The sequence below is a fragment of the Pseudomonas sp. IT-P2 genome, from assembly GCF_949767575.1.
Lineage (GTDB): Bacteria > Pseudomonadota > Gammaproteobacteria > Pseudomonadales > Pseudomonadaceae > Aquipseudomonas > Aquipseudomonas pharyngis.
On record NZ_CATKQA010000011.1, the window covers coordinates 903,969 to 921,747 of the forward strand.

Consider the following 17,779-nt stretch of genomic DNA (forward strand, 5'->3'; position numbering starts at 1 on the left):
CCCTTTTTTACAGGATCCAACGATGACCGTTTACTTCATCGGCGCCGGCCCCGGCGACCCGGAATTGATCACTGTCAAAGGCCAGCGGCTGATCCGCAGTTGCCCGGTGATCATCTACGCAGGTTCGCTGGTGCCGACGGCGGTGCTGGAAGGTCATTGCGCGGAAACCGTGGTCAACAGCGCCAAACTGCACCTGGAACAGATCATCGACCTGATCAAGACCGCCCATGCCAAGGGCCAGGACGTGGCGCGGGTGCATTCGGGCGATCCAAGCCTGTATGGCGCGATTGGCGAGCAGATTCGTTATTTGCGCGAGCTGGATATTCCGTTCGAAATCATTCCCGGCGTGACCGCCACCGCCGCGTGCGCCGCGCTGTTGGGCGCAGAACTGACCCTGCCGGACATCTCGCAAAGCGTGATTCTGACCCGTTATGCGGACAAGACCGCGATGCCTGTCGGTGAAGAGCTCGGCAATCTGGCGCAGCACGGGGCGACCATGGCGATTCATCTGGGGGTCAATCATCTGGAGAAGATTCTGGCCGAGTTGCTGCCGCATTACGGCGCAGATTGCCCGATCGCGGTGATTCATCGGGCGACTTGGCCGGATCAGGATTGGGTAGTCGGAACGCTGGAGGATATTGCCGAGAAGGTGACGACCAAGGGGTTTCGGCGTACCGCGTTGATTCTGGTTGGGCGGGTGTTGGGTAGCGATCACTTTAGCGAGTCGTCGCTGTATCGCGCGGGGCATGCGCACCTTTATCGACCGTGAATGGGACGCGGAGCGTCCCGGACTGCATTCCCACGCAGAGCGTGGGAACGATCAACAGGCATGAAAAACGGCGCTCACGGGGCGCCGTTTTTCATGTCGCAGCGAACACCTTAGTAGTAGGCGTTTTCTTTCTGCGTGTGGTCGGTAACGTCGCGAACGCCCTTGAGCTCCGGAATGCGCTCGAGCAAGGTGCGCTCGATGCCTTCCTTCAGGGTCACGTCCGCCTGGCCGCAGCCCTGGCAACCGCCGCCGAACTGCAACACGGCAATGCCGTCTTCAACCACATCGATCAGGCTGACCTGACCGCCGTGGCTGGCCAGTCCCGGGTTGATTTCGGTTTGCAGGTAGTAGTTGATGCGCTCGTTGATCGGGCTGTCGGCGTTGACCATCGGGACTTTGGCGTTCGGCGCCTTGATGGTCAGCTGGCCGCCCATACGATCGGTGGCGTAGTCGACGACGGCATCATCGAGGAACGCTTCGCTGAACGAGTCGATGTAAGCGGTGAAGCTTTTCAGCCCAAGCGCCGTATCTTCAGGTTTCTCTTCGCCCGGCTTGCAGTAGGCAATGCAGGTTTCGGCGTACTGGGTGCCAGGCTGGGTGATGAAAACGCGGATGCCGATGCCCGGGGTGTTCTGCTTGGAGAGCAGATCGGCCAGGTAATCATGGGCGGCGTCGGTAATGGTAATAGCGGTCATGGAAACTCCTCGCAGGCTTGGGGCGGAGTTTACGCCAATCGGCGCGCGGCACAAAGTCCTAGTATTTACGTAGGAATAGTTCGCAAATCGGCTAAGCGCCAGGTTCGCCGTCAATCCGTGCTTTAAGCCACTGATAACTGCGCTTTTCCACCCATTCGTAGCTCAGCCAAGAACCGATACCGATGGCCAGCGCACAGACAACAAACATCAAATACGGGTTGATCCCATAGCGTCGGGCCAGATAACCGCCGGCCGACAACACCAGCACGTGCATCAGATATACAGAGTAGGAACAGTCGCCCAGCAGCTTCAGCAGCCTGTTGCGCTCGACATGGCGCTCCAGCGCCATACTGGCCATGACCAGCACCGCACTGGGCACGCCCCAGTTCAGCAATCGGGGTTCCGGCGGCAGGTGATAGATCGCCAGCAACGCCGCGCCGATCCCCAATAAGGGCAGCCAAAGCGCCGGGCCGATCCAGCCGCGACGGTAGAGCATGCCGATGCCGATCCCCAGCAGGAACTCATAAACGATGTCCGAGCGATAAAACTCGCTGACCCAGCCAAACCCGGTCCAGGCCTGGCACACCGCAAACAGCAGTGCCGCGACCACCAGCAAACGCACTTGCAGCCGGAACAACAGCGCCCAGGCGAACAACACGTAGAACAGCATTTCGTAATTCAGGGTCCAGCCGACATTCAGGGTCGGGTAGATCCCGTAGCCGCCGGGGTTTTCGGTCGGGATAAATAGTAACGACAGGAACAGATGACTCCAGTCCACCGTCTGATCCGGCAGCAATGGCCGGGCGAACACCACCAGCAACGCCATCAGCACCGTGTAGAGCCAATACGCCGGGACAATCCGAAACAGCCGATACAGCAGAAACCGCGCGGGCGGCAGCGCCTTGCCTTCGGTGGACAGGAAAATCACCAGCCCGCTGATCACGAAAAAGATATCGACGCCCACGGCACCCTTGTCGATGAACAGCTGACCTATCGGCCCCCGCGCCTCGAAGTCGAAGAAAATCTGCATGAAGTGATGGCAGACCACCGCCCACGCGGCGAGCGCTCGCAGGGCCTGCACTGAAATCAACATCGATGGCGCTCCCGATCCCGTACTTCACAGGATTGGGACAACCGCCATCGCTCAAACGATCAAAGATTCTCGTACCGGTTCATGTCCAGCACGCCCTCCTCCACCGGGTCGGTTTCGTGGATGTACTGGCTCAGGTCATGGAAATAGAACCAGAACTGCGGATGGCTGCGGCGGATGCCCCAGCGTTCGACGACTTTCTCGAACTGCGCCGCGTCTTTGGCACTTTCCATCGCATCGACAAACGCCGGCACCTGATCCGCCGGGACGTTGAACATGAAATTCGGGTAGCTGCTGAGCACGCCCGGGTAGATCGTCAGCGTGTCCAGGCCCGGCTGATAACGCAGCGATTCACCGAGCAGGAACGCCACGTTGCTGTGGGCGCGGTTGCGCAGCAGGCTGTAGACCTCGCGCTTGCCGCTGCGGGTTTCAACCCGGAGCATGGTGGCTTCCGGCAATTGATCGATCACCTTCAGGCCCGCCGCCGGGCGCGAAGTCAGGCGACTCAGCGCCTGTTCGGCGTTTTGCAGCGCCGGGTCGATGTTCGGGCGCGAGCAATAGGCGTCTTCACAGCGGTTGATCGGATCCGGACGCGCGTTGAGATCGCCGTAACGCGCCAGCAATTGCATAGCGAAATCGCGTTTCGGGTCTTTCTCGTCGAGTTTCAGCGCGGTCGGCTTGTCGTCGTCGATGGCTTCGTAATCGAGCCACATCTTGAACTGGCCGCTGCTCTGGTACCAATCGTCGAGGTAGCCCTCACGGGAATCGGCGGGCATCAGGCGCAGGAAGTTCTGTTCGGCGCCGTTGCGGATCAGGTCGAAATACAAGCGCGTTTGCGCCTGATGGGAGACGTTGCCGAACACATCGAAATTCACTGCCAACTGATAATAGGTGCGCTCCAGCAGCGGATAGTCGAACAGCCACATCGTCTGCGGCACCTCGCCGATCAGGCCCTTGGTCACCGAAGCGCTGTCGAAGTGGCGGAAGATGCTGAGCAAGGCGTTATCGTTGCCGGCCCACAGGGTCGACCAGCTCGGCGCCGGCAGATCCGCATAGCTGTCACGGCGCAGGGCTTCGTATTGGTTTCGCTTGTTGCGGTAGTTGTGCCACAGGCTCAGGACACTGCCGACATCGTCGTTCTGCCCCGGCATGGCCAGCAATGGCGTGGCCTGGCCGCGATAGTTCGGGTCGGTGATGTAGAGGTCGTGTTCCGGGGCCTGGAACAACGCCCAGAAGTTGTCGCGGATCACGTCAGTCGCGATCTGCCCACGGCACACCGGGCCGCGAATGAAGGTGCGCACGAAGTATTCTGCGTTATCGAGCATGAACTGATAGCGCGCCTGCGCGGGGATCGCCTCGAAGGTCGCGAACGGGTTGGCCCGACTCTGCGGCCCGTAGCCCGGCAAAGCGTTGACCTGCCAGTTGCCGTTGTAGAACAGGCTTTTGACCCGCGCCATCTTCGCCGCGCTCAGCGGATAGGTGATGTGGGTCTTGTGCACGATCACGCCCTGCACCGGCCACAGGCGGTAATACACCTGAGTACCCGGATCGTCGTTCGGGCGACGGGTGGCGATCAGATCGATTGGTTGCCCGGTCGGCGTGCGCGAGCGCACCCACTGGAAGTAATGCCCCGGCTCGCCGTCCTTGAAATAGATGTGCGCGAGGAACCAGTGCTCGAACAGCCAGCGCCCGACCAGACTTTCCCGCGCGCCAGGCTGGTTGAGCAGATTTTCCCACTGGACGATCTGCATCGCCTCCTTGGCGCTTGGCGCCAGGCCTTGCTCATCGATCGGTGCGCCGGAAGCGAGCCAGCGTTGCAGTGTCTGATATTGCTGATCGGTCAGCCCGGTCACCGCCAGCGGCATTCCCTCTCTCGGATGGGCGCCGGCATAGCCTTCGAACTCGGCGGGCATCGCGCACAGGTTTTCGCGGTTGAGACCCAGGACAATGTCTTGCGGCAGTTTGGCGTTGGGGGTCAGCGGTGTTTTGTGTCCCAGTTCCAACATGCGCGTCATCAGTGCGGCCTGGCTGCCCTGGGCGTCGAGCACCGAGTAGAAGTCTTTCTGCTGCCAGGCCCGCTTGCCGAAGGCGTCATAGAACAGCCGCGTGGTCGGCGCCGCCTGGGTGCGTTCGCCATCGTAGACCGGCATCTTGCTCGCGCCCCGCGCTGCGCCTTCACCGCTGCCCAGGTTGAGCTGACAGGCAGAGTCATAACACGCATGGCAGGCCACGCACTTCTCGGTGAAGATCGGCTGAATATCGCGGCTGTAAGAAATAGCGGGAGAAATCGAGGGTTGCTGCGCAGCGGCGCCCCAGCTTAAGAACAGCAAAAAAATGCTGATGACGCGGTACGACATGTCCCTGATCCTGATCCTGAAGAAAAACGCCGCGATTCTACCGTTATGACGCTCGTACCAACATGAGCGATATTCATGCAAAAGCGCCACATGCTCTAAAACCGCACAGGTTTGTTATGATCCCGGCCCTTCGTCATGGTCTTTTTCGAGTAGCCCCAATGTCCGATCGCAGCGTCCGCCTTCAAGCTCTCAAGCAAGCTCTCAAAGAGCGCATCCTGATTCTCGACGGCGGCATGGGCACGATGATCCAGAGCTACAAGCTCGAAGAGCAGGATTATCGCGGCAAACGTTTCGCCGACTGGCCGAGCGACGTCAAGGGCAACAACGACCTGTTGGTGCTGACCCGCCCGGACGTGATCGGCGGAATCGAGAAAGCCTATCTGGATGCCGGTGCCGACATCCTCGAGACCAACACCTTCAACGCCACGCAGATTTCCATGGCCGACTACGGCATGGAAGAACTGGTCTACGAACTCAACGTAGAAGGCGCCCGTCTGGCGCGCAAGGTCGCCGACGCGAAAACCCTCGAGACCCCGGACAAGCCGCGTTTCGTCGCCGGCGTTCTGGGCCCGACCAGCCGCACCTGCTCGCTGTCGCCGGACGTCAACAACCCGGGCTATCGCAACGTCACCTTCGATGAGCTGGTGGAAAACTACACCGAGGCCACCAAAGGCCTGATCGAGGGCGGCGCGGACCTGATCCTGATCGAAACCATCTTCGACACCCTCAACGCCAAAGCCGCGATCTTCGCCGTGCAAGGCGTGTTCGAAGAACTGGGCTTCGAGTTGCCGATCATGATTTCCGGCACCATCACCGACGCCTCCGGCCGTACCCTGTCGGGCCAGACCACCGAAGCGTTCTGGAACTCCGTGGCCCACGCCAAACCGATTTCGGTCGGCCTGAACTGCGCCCTCGGTGCCCGCGAACTGCGTCCGTACCTGGAAGAACTGTCGGACAAGGCCAGCACCCACGTTTCGGCGCACCCGAACGCTGGCCTGCCGAACGAGTTCGGCGAGTACGACGAACTGCCGGTGGACACCGCCAAGGTCATCGAAGAATTCGCCCAGAGTGGTTTCCTCAACATTGTCGGCGGTTGCTGCGGCACCACGCCGGGCCACATCGAAGCCATCGCCAAAGCCGTCGCCGGTTACGCGCCACGGCAGATTCCGGACATTCCCAAGGCTTGCCGCCTGTCGGGTCTGGAACCGTTCACCATTGATCGCAGCTCGTTGTTCGTCAACGTCGGCGAGCGGACCAACATCACCGGTTCCGCCAAATTCGCCCGCCTGATCCGTGAGGACAACTACACCGAAGCCCTGGAAGTCGCCCTGCAGCAGGTCGAGGCCGGCGCCCAGGTGATCGACATCAACATGGACGAAGGGATGCTCGATTCGAAGAAGGCCATGGTGACCTTCCTCAATCTGATTGCCGGCGAGCCGGACATCTCCCGCGTGCCGATCATGATCGACTCCTCGAAATGGGACGTGATCGAAGCCGGCCTCAAATGCATCCAGGGCAAGGGCATCGTCAACTCGATCAGCATGAAAGAAGGCGTCGAGCAGTTCATCCATCACGCCAAACTGTGCAAGCGCTACGGCGCCGCCGTGGTGGTGATGGCGTTCGACGAAGCCGGCCAGGCCGACACCGAAGCGCGCAAGAAAGAAATCTGCAAACGCTCCTACGACATTCTGGTCAACGAAGTCGGCTTCCCGCCGGAAGACATCATTTTCGACCCGAACATCTTCGCCGTGGCCACCGGCATCGAAGAACACAACAACTACGCTGTGGACTTCATCAACGCCTGTGCCTACATCCGTGACGAACTGCCGTATGCCCTGAGCTCCGGCGGCGTGTCCAACGTGTCGTTCTCGTTCCGTGGCAACAACCCGGTGCGCGAGGCGATCCACTCGGTGTTCCTGCTGTACGCGATCCGCGCCGGCCTGACCATGGGCATCGTCAACGCCGGTCAGCTGGAGATCTACGACCAGATCCCGCAGGAACTGCGCGACGCCGTTGAAGACGTGATCCTCAACCGCACGCCCGAAGGCACCGACGCCCTCCTCGCCATCGCCGATAAGTACAAGGGCGATGGCAGCGTCAAGGAAGCCGAGACCGAAGAATGGCGCAGCTGGGACGTCAACAAGCGTCTGGAGCATGCGCTGGTCAAGGGCATCACCACCCACATCGTTGAAGACACCGAAGAGTCCCGTCAGTCCTTCGCGCGCCCGATCGAAGTGATCGAAGGCCCGTTGATGTCCGGCATGAACATCGTCGGCGACCTGTTCGGCGCCGGCAAAATGTTCCTGCCGCAGGTGGTGAAATCCGCCCGTGTGATGAAACAGGCTGTGGCGCACCTGATTCCGTTCATCGAACTGGAAAAGGGCGACAAGCCGGAAGCCAAGGGCAAGATCCTGATGGCCACGGTGAAGGGCGACGTGCACGACATCGGCAAGAACATCGTCGGCGTGGTACTGGGTTGCAACGGCTATGACATCGTCGACCTCGGCGTGATGGTGCCAGCCGAGAAGATCCTGCAGGTGGCCAGGGAGCAGAAGTGCGACATCATCGGACTGTCCGGCCTGATCACCCCGTCGCTGGATGAAATGGTCCACGTGGCCCGCGAGATGCAGCGCCAGGACTTCCACCTGCCGTTGATGATCGGCGGCGCGACCACCTCCAAGGCACACACGGCGGTGAAGATCGAACCGAAGTACAGCAACGACGCAGTGGTCTACGTGACCGACGCCTCCCGCGCCGTGGGCGTGGCGACGCAGCTGCTGTCCAAGGAACTGAAAGCCGGTTTCGTTCAGAAGACCCGCGAAGAGTACATCGACGTCCGCGAGCGCACCGCCAACCGCAGCGCCCGCACCGAACGCCTGAGCTACGCCGCCGCGATCGCCAAGAAGCCGCAGTTCGACTGGGCCACTTACACCCCGGTCAAACCGACCTTCACCGGCACCCGCGTGCTGGACAATATCGACCTCAACGTCCTGGCCGAGTACATCGACTGGACGCCGTTCTTCATCTCCTGGGACCTGGCCGGCAAGTTCCCGCGCATCCTCGAAGACGAAGTGGTCGGTGAAGCCGCGACCTCGCTGTACAAGGACGCCCGCGAGATGCTGACCAAGCTGATTGACGAGAAGCTGATCAGCGCCCGTGCAGTGTTCGGCTTCTGGCCGGCCAATCAGGTGCACGACGACGATATCGAGCTGTACGGCGATGACGGCAAGCCAATGGCCCGCCTGCATCACCTGCGCCAGCAGATCATCAAGACCGACGGCAAACCGAACTTCTCCCTGGCCGACTTCGTCGCGCCGAAGGACAGCGAAGTGACCGACTATGTCGGTGGTTTCATCACCACCGCCGGGATCGGTGCCGAAGAAGTGGCCAAGGCTTATCAGGACGCTGGCGACGATTACAACTCGATCATGGTCAAGGCCCTCGCCGACCGTCTGGCCGAGGCCTGCGCCGAGTGGCTGCACCAGCAGGTGCGTAAAGAGCACTGGGGTTACGCCAAGGATGAAGTCCTCGACAACGAGGCGCTGATCAAAGAGCAGTACTCCGGCATCCGCCCTGCCCCGGGCTACCCGGCGTGCCCCGATCACACCGAGAAGGCCACCCTGTTCGCCCTGCTCGACCCTGAGGCCCAGGAAATGCGCGCCGGTCGCAGCGGCGTGTTCCTGACCGAGCACTACGCGATGTTCCCGGCGGCAGCGGTCAGCGGCTGGTACTTCGCCCATCCGCAGGCGCAGTACTTCGCCGTGGGCAAGGTCGACAAGGATCAGGTGCAGAGCTACACCTCGCGCAAAGGCCAGGAACTAAGCCTGACCGAGCGCTGGCTGGCGCCGAATCTGGGTTACGACAACTAATCCGGCTTCACGCGACACCCTGTGGGAGCCAATTGGCTCCCACAGTTATTTCTGTGGCTTCAAAGGCGTTGGCTATGCTTGTCTGACACACACGGCAGACGAGGGATTTATGGACGATCCAGTCGACAACAAGCCACCGACGTTCTGGCAGATGCTGCATAGCGTCATGGCGGCGGCGTTCGGGGTGCAGAGCGGCAAGAACCGGGCAAGGGACTTCACCCACGGCAAGCCCAGCCATTTCATCTTTTTGGGTATCGCATTCACGGCGGTGTTCGCGCTGACGCTGTTCGGCATTGTGCAACTGGTGGTGCACCTGGCGGGCGTCTGACGGCACTAGTGCATCAGGGTCTGCAGATTGAACGGGTAGCGATACGAAACCGGGCGCCCTTTCGCCGAGAGCTTGCGAAAGTGCACGCCGTAGTCCGGCGAGGCGCCCATGGCAAGGATTCGACGGGCATGATCCCTGTCGATCAGTTGCAGCAACGGAATCTGCCGATCCCGGCCGCCATACTGATTCAGATCGACGCCTTGCGCGTGATCATGCAGCTCGACCAGTGCCCAGCCACCCAGGGTGAAATGGCCGCCGAGCAACGCGCTCAGACGCCCGTCGACCACCGCCTGCAAGGCTTCGGGCGAGGTGTTGACCGCGCTGAACAGCACGTCCTTGCCCGGCACCTTGCCGGCCTCGGACGCGGCACGCATCACGCCGAAGGCCATTTCATCATTGGCTGCCCATACCAATGAAACGTTGGGATAGCGGACCAGCAACTGCTTCGCCTGCTCGTAAGCCCGCTGCTGGGTCCAGCCGCCATAGACCAGTTGCCGCAAACGCACCTGCGGATTCTCCGCCAGGGCTCGCTGCATGCCCTTTTCGCGCAATTGCGCCGATGGCGTGATCTTGAGGCCGGAAAACGCCAGCAGATCGATGCTTTCACCGGGCGCCACGGGCGGATGCAGGCGGATCAGCTCTTTCATCATCAGGTAGCCGCCCTCCTCGTCATTGGGCACCAGGCTGCCGATGCGATCCGCGCCCTCTGTCACCAGTGCCTGCTGGTTGGACGTCAGTGCCGAATTGACGATAAAAAGCTTCACACCACTGCCATTGGCCAAGCGCAGAATCTGCGGCGCCACGTACTGTTCGTTGACGAACACCAGATAATCCGGGCGCTCAGGCCCCTGCAGGGCCAGTCGCGCCTGCGCCAGGGTCAATTCCGGCTGGCGCTGGGCATAGAGAATTCGCAGGTCGATGCCCAGATCCCGGGCGGCAGCCTGCATGAATTGCGAGTAGCTGACCCAGAATGCTTCCTGCGTCGAGCCCGGATTCAGGAACAACACCGACTCCGCACGCGCGCAGGTACCGAAAACCGCGCCGAACAGCAGCAGGCTGAGGTGAAGAAGCTTGAACATGAATCATCCGGGCCCAAGGAAAAATGGCCGCGCATTATAGCCATTGATCACCTGGCCTTTGGCGCTTGATCCCGCCTTTTGTCCGACAATCGTCGCAAGCGGGGCCCGGACGAGTCGTTTTACTGATGGCTGACCCAGAATACCGCCGTTCCAACGACCAGAATGATCAGGAACAGAATCGCCCAGGCATCGACGCTGCTATCGCTTTTCCTTGCTTTGGTTGGGTTGCTCATTGCATCGCCTCTTGTCGGTTTTATCGGTGATTGCAGAAAGACTCGTCCACAGTAAAGACGATGATTGTCCGCACGACAAATGTGGTTTAGTTGACAGTGATTCTTGTTAGGCGATTTGGTTCTTTACATATACTCAAACATCACTTTTGCGCATAACTGCAAACGGGTATATTGCCCCGGCTCCGTCAGGGAGTGCGCGGCCGTGCGCGCAGAATTGCAGAGGAACCATCGGACTCCAGCAAGCGAAAACGCAGCGTTTTCCGAGTGGCCAAAGCCTGAGAACAGGACTTATATGTACGTATACGACGAGTACGATCAGCGGATCATCGAGGACCGCGTCAAGCAGTTCCGTGATCAGACCCGACGCTATCTGGCAGGTGAGCTGAGCGAAGAAGAATTCCGCCCCCTGCGCCTGCAGAATGGCCTGTACATCCAGCGTTTCGCGCCAATGTTGCGAGTGGCGGTGCCTTACGGCCAACTGACCTCGCGTCAGGTGCGCATGATGGCCAAGATCGCCCGCGACTATGACAAGGGCTACGCCCACATCAGCACGCGGCAGAACGTGCAGTTCAACTGGCCGGCGGTCGAAGACATCCCGGACATCCTCGCCGAACTGGCCACTGTGCAGATGCACGCCATCCAGACCAGCGGCAACTGCCTGCGCAACGTCACTACCGACCAGTTCGCCGGTGTTGCAGCCGACGAGTTGATCGACCCGCGTCCGTGGTGCGAAATCGTTCGTCAGTGGACCACGTTCCACCCGGAATTCGCTTACCTGCCACGCAAGTTCAAGATCGCCGTCAACGGTTCGACCTCCGACCGTGCGGCCATCGAAGTCCACGACATCGGCCTTGAGCCGGTACACAACGCTGCTGGCGAACTCGGTTTCCGCGTGCTGGTCGGCGGTGGTCTGGGTCGTACCCCGGTGGTCGGTGCGTTCATCAACGAGTTCCTGCCATGGCAGGACCTGTTGAGCTACCTCGACGCGATCCTGCGGGTGTACAACCGCTACGGGCGTCGCGACAACAAATACAAGGCGCGGATCAAGATCCTCGTCAAGGCGCTGACGCCGGAAGTCTTCGCCCAAAAAGTCGATGCCGAGATGGAACACCTGCGCGGCGGCCAGACCACCCTGACCGAAGCCGAAGTCCATCGCGTCGCCAAACACTTCGTCGACCCGGACTACAAGGCACTGAGCAGTCAGGACGCCGAACTGGCCGCCCTCGACAAAGAGCATCCGGGTTTCGCCCGCTGGCGCACCCGCAACACCCTGGCGCACAAGAAGCCGGGCTATGTGGCCGTGACCCTGTCCCTGAAGCCGACCGGCGTTGCACCGGGTGACATCACCGACAAGCAGCTCGACGCCGTCGCCGACCTGGCCGACCGCTACAGCTTCGGTCAACTGCGCACCTCCCACGAGCAGAACATCATTCTGGCCGACGTCGAGCAGAGCCAGCTGTTCACCCTGTGGGGCGAACTGCGTGAAGGTGGCTTCGCCACTCCGAACATCGGCCTGCTGACCGACATCATCTGCTGCCCTGGCGGTGATTTCTGCTCCCTGGCCAACGCCAAGTCGATCCCGATCGCCGAATCGATCCAGCGCCGTTTCGACGACCTGGACTACCTGTTCGACATCGGTGAACTGGACCTGAACATCTCCGGCTGCATGAACGCCTGCGGTCACCACCACGTCGGCCACATCGGCATCCTCGGTGTGGACAAGAAAGGTGAAGAGTTCTACCAGGTCTCGCTCGGCGGCAGCGCCAGCCGTGACGCCAGCCTGGGCAAGATCCTCGGCCCTTCCTTCGCCCAGGAAGACATGCCGGACGTGATCTCCAAACTGATCGACGTGTACGTGGAACAGCGCACCGAAGACGAGCGTTTCATCGACACCTACCAGCGTATTGGCATCGACCTCTTCAAGGAACGCGTCTATGCAGCGAATCATTAAGAACAACGAGGTCGTCGACGAAACCTGGCACCTGCTGCCCAAGGATTTCAACATCGACGAAATCAGCAACTGCGACGACCTGATCGTCCCGCTGCAGCTGTGGCGTGAACACGCCCGCATGCTCAAGGCCCGCGATGGCGGTCTGGGTGTGTGGCTGGACGCCGATGAAGAAGCCGAAGAAATCGGTGACGACGTCAATGAGTTCCAGGTAATTGCCCTGAACTTCCCGGCGTTCACCGATGGCCGCAACTACTCCAACGCCCGCCTGCTGCGTGACCGTTACGGTTTCAAAGGCGAACTGCGAGCGATTGGCGACGTACTGCGCGACCAGCTGTTCTACATGCGCCGTTGCGGTTTCGATGCCTTCGCCCTGCGCGCGGACAAAGACCCGTACGATGCCCTTGAAAGCCTCAAGGACTTCTCGGTGACCTATCAGGCCGCCACTGACGAACCGCTGCCGCTGTTCCGTCGCCGCTGAACATGCGCCTGAGCCCGGCTACCGGGCTCAGGATCGCACCGTTTCCCCCCACTGTTTCAGCTCACAGGCGCGCAGAACCCTGTGCTTGCACACTGCTCAGTCCTGGATGCCGGGCCAGGGCCTGTTCGGTCAACTGTCGGGTCAGTCTCGCCATTTGGTTTCGATAGTTTTCGAAGATCGCCATCATTCTTTGAGTCGCAACCGGCCGTGGCAGCTCTGCCTGCACCTCCAGTCGCGCGAACGCGTCAGCACTGTCATTCAGCAGCGTCAGAAACTGTTCCCGATATATCGTATGCAAGTACTGCGACCAGAAAGGCTGTGTCTTGATCGACGCCAGCAGTGCGGGTGAGTTTTCTGCCTTGACGACCTCGGTGTAGGCCCGGTCCAGTTGCTCTTCGGTGATCTCGACATCGAGTCGGACATTGATGTCCCGTGGCTGGGCAGGCAGATCCAGTCGCTGGGCAAGCCCGACCCGGTAGCCGAGGTTCAGCTCCAGCGCCTGCTGACGACTGAGCGTGCCATCCTGCGTACGGCTGCTTATCTCGATCAACGCCTGCTTTTCCACTTCCTGCAAACGGAACAGGCCCCGCAGCAACCGGATCAGCTCCCCTTCAAGAGACTGCGCACCGGAGCGCGCAGCCTCCATTGCCCGGTAACACAACACCCTGACTTCGATATCACTGAACAGAGCAGAGGCATCTGCAGCACTGACTCGACCGATCCAGGCCATTCGAAACAGCGCGTTACGCAGTTCATCGCTTTCTGAAGCGGCCTGCAACACGTTCCAGACTCGCTGGGCCAACTGTGTATGTTGGCGGGTGTAGTCGGCGGTGTAACGCATTTGCTCGAGCACCAGAAAGAAATCCCTGGACCGCGGGTTGGTGATCAATGCCGCCCAGGTCCGCTGCATCTGGACGACCAGATCGCCTGCCACGCCCGAGACCCAGTGAGCACCCAGTGCATCCGTACGCAGCGCCTCCGGCACTCGCTGGATGTAGTCGGCAGTAATCACGCCCAGACTGATGCCACGATCCCGCTGGTAGGTTGCGATTGCTCTCAGGGTGGCAGGCGAAAGCGGATTGCCGTCGACATTAGTACCTCGGTTCAGCTCCAGACGAGCCGTGAACACTGAGTCGGGCAGTGTCGCGATCATGTTGTCACGCAGATCCAGGGTTTGCAGTTCAGCCAGACCGTATACGCCCAATGGCCACTGACTGATGCCACTGGCACGCAATGACAGGTGACGCAAGCGACTCCAGGAGGTCACGGCCGGCAAGCGGCCGAGATCAGGATTGAAACTCAGGTTCAACGATTGCAGATGTGTCATTGCGGCTAGCGAAGCCTGTGCTTCAGCGGTCAGATGAATCTGATTGTTGCTCAGATTCAGATGGGTCAGCCGTGACATGCTCTCAAGCGCCAGGGGAACCCGAGTCAGCCCGTTTCCAGTCAGGCTCAAGTCGTTCAGATTGGGGAAGTTATGCAAAAAAGCATTCAAACCGGCACTGGCGCCCACATTGTCCATTTCCAGTGCATTGACATGTCGGAAGTCGGCGACGATGACAGGCAGGTCGCCAAGCGGTTGCGGATCAAACACCAGTCTGTAGAACGTCCGGGAGGCTTGCGTCACGGTAGCGGATTCCCTGCGCCAGGCCTGCAGAATCGCCTGGGCGGCCCTTGCCTTGCTGCGCGGAGGAACTTTGCGCCTCGGGCCGTCGCCCACCTGATATCGGGTGTCGCGATGAACCCATTGCTCCAGCGTATTACGCATCGACTCGTATTGTTGCCTCAACCCCTCGAGCGTCCGGACTGCCAGTACATCGTCGCTGTCCAGTGTCTTCACGAAATGATCGATTTGCGCAGCCGAATGCGAGGGGAACAACTCCCGGGCACGTTGTATCAGTACAGATGATCGCCTGGATGCCGGGTCTGCAGGTGGCTCGGCCAGCCAGGTCGATCGTTCCACCAGGCGATCAGCCAGGACCATGGGCGAGCGATAACCTTCACGCAACGCTTCCTTTTCCAGCAGGCGGGCGAAAACCTCGCGTCGTTGATGAGCCATCGCAGTGATTTTTCGACGCAAGACCTCCTCTCCTTTGTCGACGTCAACCTTCAGGGATTTTCGTGCGTGCTCCGGCAGGCCGTCCCACAGCGCATGAAAGAAACTCTCGCGAGTGCGGCCGTCGTGAGTTGTAAGCACTTTTTCGTCCGCATCGAGTGCTTGAAATCGATCCGTGTAGGCTTCGATAAAAACCTTGTGGCGCGCAGTCGTACTGCCGATACTCGCGCGCTCGTCCGAATGCACCGCCCACTCCACAATTTCGATGAACACGTCGGCAGGCCACCCCGGCAGACTGGCCAGGCTATCCAGCACCAGCAGATCGCTGGACAGCCCACAGGCGGCGTCCAGATAAAGTCCTTCGTAGGCGCGATTCAACCGAACGACTTGCTCATAGCGCCGCGCTTCTTCGGCCAGACGCAAAGGCACGCTACCGGACTCGAGTTCTTCCAGTTCTCCCGAATCAGCGTTGGCCACCAGTTCATCGGCAACGCTCGCTGGCAGACCGGCAAATGCCTCACGTACCGGCTCGGCCAGGGATTCGCGAAGAACGTCGGTCTGGAGATCGACCCGATGGAACAGTCCCAGGCGTGATTTGTTCGCCTTGCCGGCGATCACGACCCTCAGCTGTTCGATCTGTCCGGCCTGGTCAGCGGGCGCCGAGCCTAGCAAGCGCAATCGTTGAGGGCTGTCGAGACCGGCCAGCAACACCGGATAGTAATCACCCTTGTGAAGCCGTTCTTCGCCGATCTTCAACCGCTGTAGCGCCTTTGCCGGACCATAGCGTTCGATTTCCTTTCCGACGACACTGACCACACTCACCGCGAGGTTTTTTGGCCACCCAGGGGCGGACGTAAGGAGGAAAAGTTGCAAGTCCGGATTGGCAGCAGAAGCGGATAAAGGGTTATTCAACTGTTTCATGAATTGCTCGACAGCCGCATCGGCGCGAAATCGCCTGACGCTGTCGACGAGCACGGCCATCGGCTTGCTTCGATCAATGAACAGTTGCCGCAACGGCTGTTCGCCGATATCGATGGTCGCCAGGACTTGTAAAGCCTGCGCATCGGTAAGGTGTTCCTGGCGATACCCCAGACGACGGAACAGTCTCAGGCGGTTCCAGTCCTGGGGAAGTTCGGAGTCGTGTCGCCAGGCGCCGGCGCGGTTGGTTTCCAGTACGGGGGAGTAACGGTCCGCCACGTCAGGATGGGCCACCTCCCAAACATCGGACTCAGGCCTCGGCCGTACGACATAATTGTCGGAGTCAATGCGCAAAAAAAGGTTGCTGTGCTCTCGGACGAGCCCCTGTTCGTCCATTTCGATCCCGCGAGGCATCGCCCGGTGTCGCCTGTAGGCCGCCAGATCGACATTCCACAACCGCAGCACACCCGACGAGATAGGCACTGAACGCAGTCGCTGGATGAAGGGGGAGGCCCTGACCACCTTGTAGGTACCGATCGCTACCTTTACGCCTGCGGTCGCAGCAGACATTACAATCAGGTTCTCGATGGTATCAAAGAGATAATCCGTGGCCCGCTCCTGGTCCCCCGCTGCCCAGCTGGAAATACCTTCGTAAATATTGTCAAGCAACTGGATACCGGCCACGGCAAACATGACTTCACCAACAACAGGCACAAATGAGGCGAAGAACAGTGCCGTATTGAACGCAATGGTTTTGTAGGTATCGAGCCTGGCCAACCGGGTCTTTTCGTCCTCGTCATCCGTCGGGATCACCAGCAATCGTGCATCTGCGCGGATGCGTTCGGCCTGCATCTGGAACATTGCCCGAAACAGATCATTCTTATGCTCTTTACCCAGATCAAGCTCTTCGAGCGGGAGATAGATAGAGTCCTTGGGCAGGATCGGAGGTGTCACCGACAACAAGCGCTTATCCAGAGCAGCGAGAAACTCGGGGCGATCCTTGAGCTTGATGAACCCCATGAAAAAACCGAGAAATTCGGTTGTTCTCAGGCGACGACTTAGATCTACCTCAAATCGGTTAAACGACAGATACTCTTTCAAAGGGTGCAGCGAATCACCCGGCAGGTAAATCACACATCGGTCGTCGTTTTCGCTGACGGGCGCTATGGATATCGGACCATGCAGTTGTACGCCCAGTATTTTCAGAGTCTTGTACGCGAGGACATTCTGGTTCGATGACTCTTCGTTCCCCACGGTATGAAGCATACGGTATACATCGGCACTGATATGTTTTTGCAGGTAGGCAAGATGCCGTTCGACCGCGAATCGATCTTTGGCATAGACCAGACCTTTATCAAGCAGGCTGCCAGTTTTATTCTTGTCACCGAACAAATCAGCCACATGGGCTTGATATTGCTTTCCCAGATCCAGATCTCGACAAAGCTTGGCAAACTCATGAGGCTCAATTGAAAGTGTCCGACTGACATGCCCCGTTATCTTTTCCGGAATATAGAGATGTGATTGTTCATGATAATTCTGGGGCAGTGTCTCGCTGACTTCAAAGTTTTCACATGCAGCGGTCAATAGATCCCGTTCAATCGGCAGCACAAGTTTGCGTCGCAGCCCAAGCAGGCTGGAAGTGGAGCGCACATGTTGAAATACCACCCCCTCCACCTGAAAAGGTTCGGCCAACCTGTCGGACATGGCCTTGGCCAGTAAAGGTTTGCAGAATTGCTCCGGCGACTTGAATGCTCGCAACGCGCTGACCGCAGCGTTCCTCGACACATAACTGGACTTCAGGCTTGCATATAAGTCATTCCGAACTTCGGCTGATGACTCAAGCATCCAGGCAGGGGTATGTTTTTTCAACAGATCAAAATGCACACCCTGTTCAGCCGGTGTCATTTCTAAAGTTATTTTTTCGTCTCGCCTAACTTCCATGTAAAACATCCATCA

General features: G+C 59.6%; 10 protein-coding genes. 5 read left to right on the plus strand and 5 right to left on the minus strand.

From position 1 onward, the window contains the following. Positions 1-22 precede the first annotated feature (22 nt). Positions 23-769 carry a precorrin-4 C(11)-methyltransferase gene (cobM, locus tag ACM6JM_RS10805; RefSeq protein WP_414881837.1) on the plus strand — a complete coding sequence of 249 codons (747 nt, stop codon included), beginning with the start codon at positions 23-25 and terminating at the stop codon, positions 767-769. A gap of 110 nt (positions 770-879) precedes the next feature. Here the strand turns inward: cobM and nfuA are convergent, their stop codons facing one another. The 3 genes from nfuA to ACM6JM_RS10820 form a co-directional block, all read right to left on the minus strand. Beyond that, entirely contained in the window at positions 880-1,464 is a 585-nt protein-coding gene (nfuA, locus tag ACM6JM_RS10810; protein WP_007959519.1) for a Fe-S biogenesis protein NfuA, read from the minus strand. A gap of 91 nt (positions 1,465-1,555) precedes the next feature. Beyond that, a complete protein-coding gene (locus ACM6JM_RS10815) occupies positions 1,556-2,557 on the minus strand; it encodes an acyltransferase family protein (RefSeq protein WP_414881838.1) in 1,002 nt (333 codons plus the stop codon). Positions 2,558-2,616: 59 nt separating this feature from the next. Next, on the minus strand, positions 2,617-4,911 hold the full coding sequence (locus ACM6JM_RS10820; RefSeq protein ID WP_414881839.1) for a fatty acid cis/trans isomerase: 2,295 nt from the start codon (positions 4,909-4,911) through the stop codon (positions 2,617-2,619). Positions 4,912-5,069: 158 nt separating this feature from the next. Between ACM6JM_RS10820 and metH the strand changes: the two genes are divergently transcribed. Then, complete coding sequence (gene metH, locus ACM6JM_RS10825; RefSeq protein WP_103386645.1) at positions 5,070-8,780, plus strand: methionine synthase; 3,711 nt, start codon at positions 5,070-5,072, stop codon at positions 8,778-8,780. Positions 8,781-8,889: 109 nt separating this feature from the next. Beyond that, positions 8,890-9,108: a DUF2970 domain-containing protein gene (locus tag ACM6JM_RS10830; RefSeq protein WP_007959515.1), complete on the plus strand. Its 219-nt coding sequence runs from the start codon at positions 8,890-8,892 to the stop codon at positions 9,106-9,108. A gap of 5 nt (positions 9,109-9,113) precedes the next feature. On the opposite strand, the gene ACM6JM_RS10835 is transcribed toward ACM6JM_RS10830, so the two are convergent. Continuing rightward, the gene (locus ACM6JM_RS10835; protein ID WP_414881840.1) at positions 9,114-10,187 is read right to left on the minus strand and encodes an ABC transporter substrate-binding protein; all 1,074 of its coding nucleotides are present in this window, start codon (positions 10,185-10,187) and stop codon (positions 9,114-9,116) included. A 525-nt stretch (positions 10,188-10,712) separates the two neighbouring features. On the opposite strand from ACM6JM_RS10835, the gene ACM6JM_RS10840 reads away from it, so the two are divergent. Next, the gene (locus tag ACM6JM_RS10840) at positions 10,713-12,371 is read left to right on the plus strand and encodes a nitrite/sulfite reductase (RefSeq protein ID WP_039768834.1); all 1,659 of its coding nucleotides are present in this window, start codon (positions 10,713-10,715) and stop codon (positions 12,369-12,371) included. Further along, positions 12,355-12,849, plus strand: coding sequence for a DUF934 domain-containing protein (locus ACM6JM_RS10845; RefSeq protein WP_007959510.1), 495 nt, complete (start codon positions 12,355-12,357; stop codon positions 12,847-12,849). Before ACM6JM_RS10840 ends, ACM6JM_RS10845 begins: the two co-directional genes overlap by 17 nt. A gap of 61 nt (positions 12,850-12,910) precedes the next feature. On the opposite strand, the gene ACM6JM_RS10850 is transcribed toward ACM6JM_RS10845, so the two are convergent. Beyond that, positions 12,911-17,764: an NEL-type E3 ubiquitin ligase domain-containing protein gene (locus tag ACM6JM_RS10850; protein WP_414881841.1), complete on the minus strand. Its 4,854-nt coding sequence runs from the start codon at positions 17,762-17,764 to the stop codon at positions 12,911-12,913. Positions 17,765-17,779: the final 15 nt, after the last annotated feature.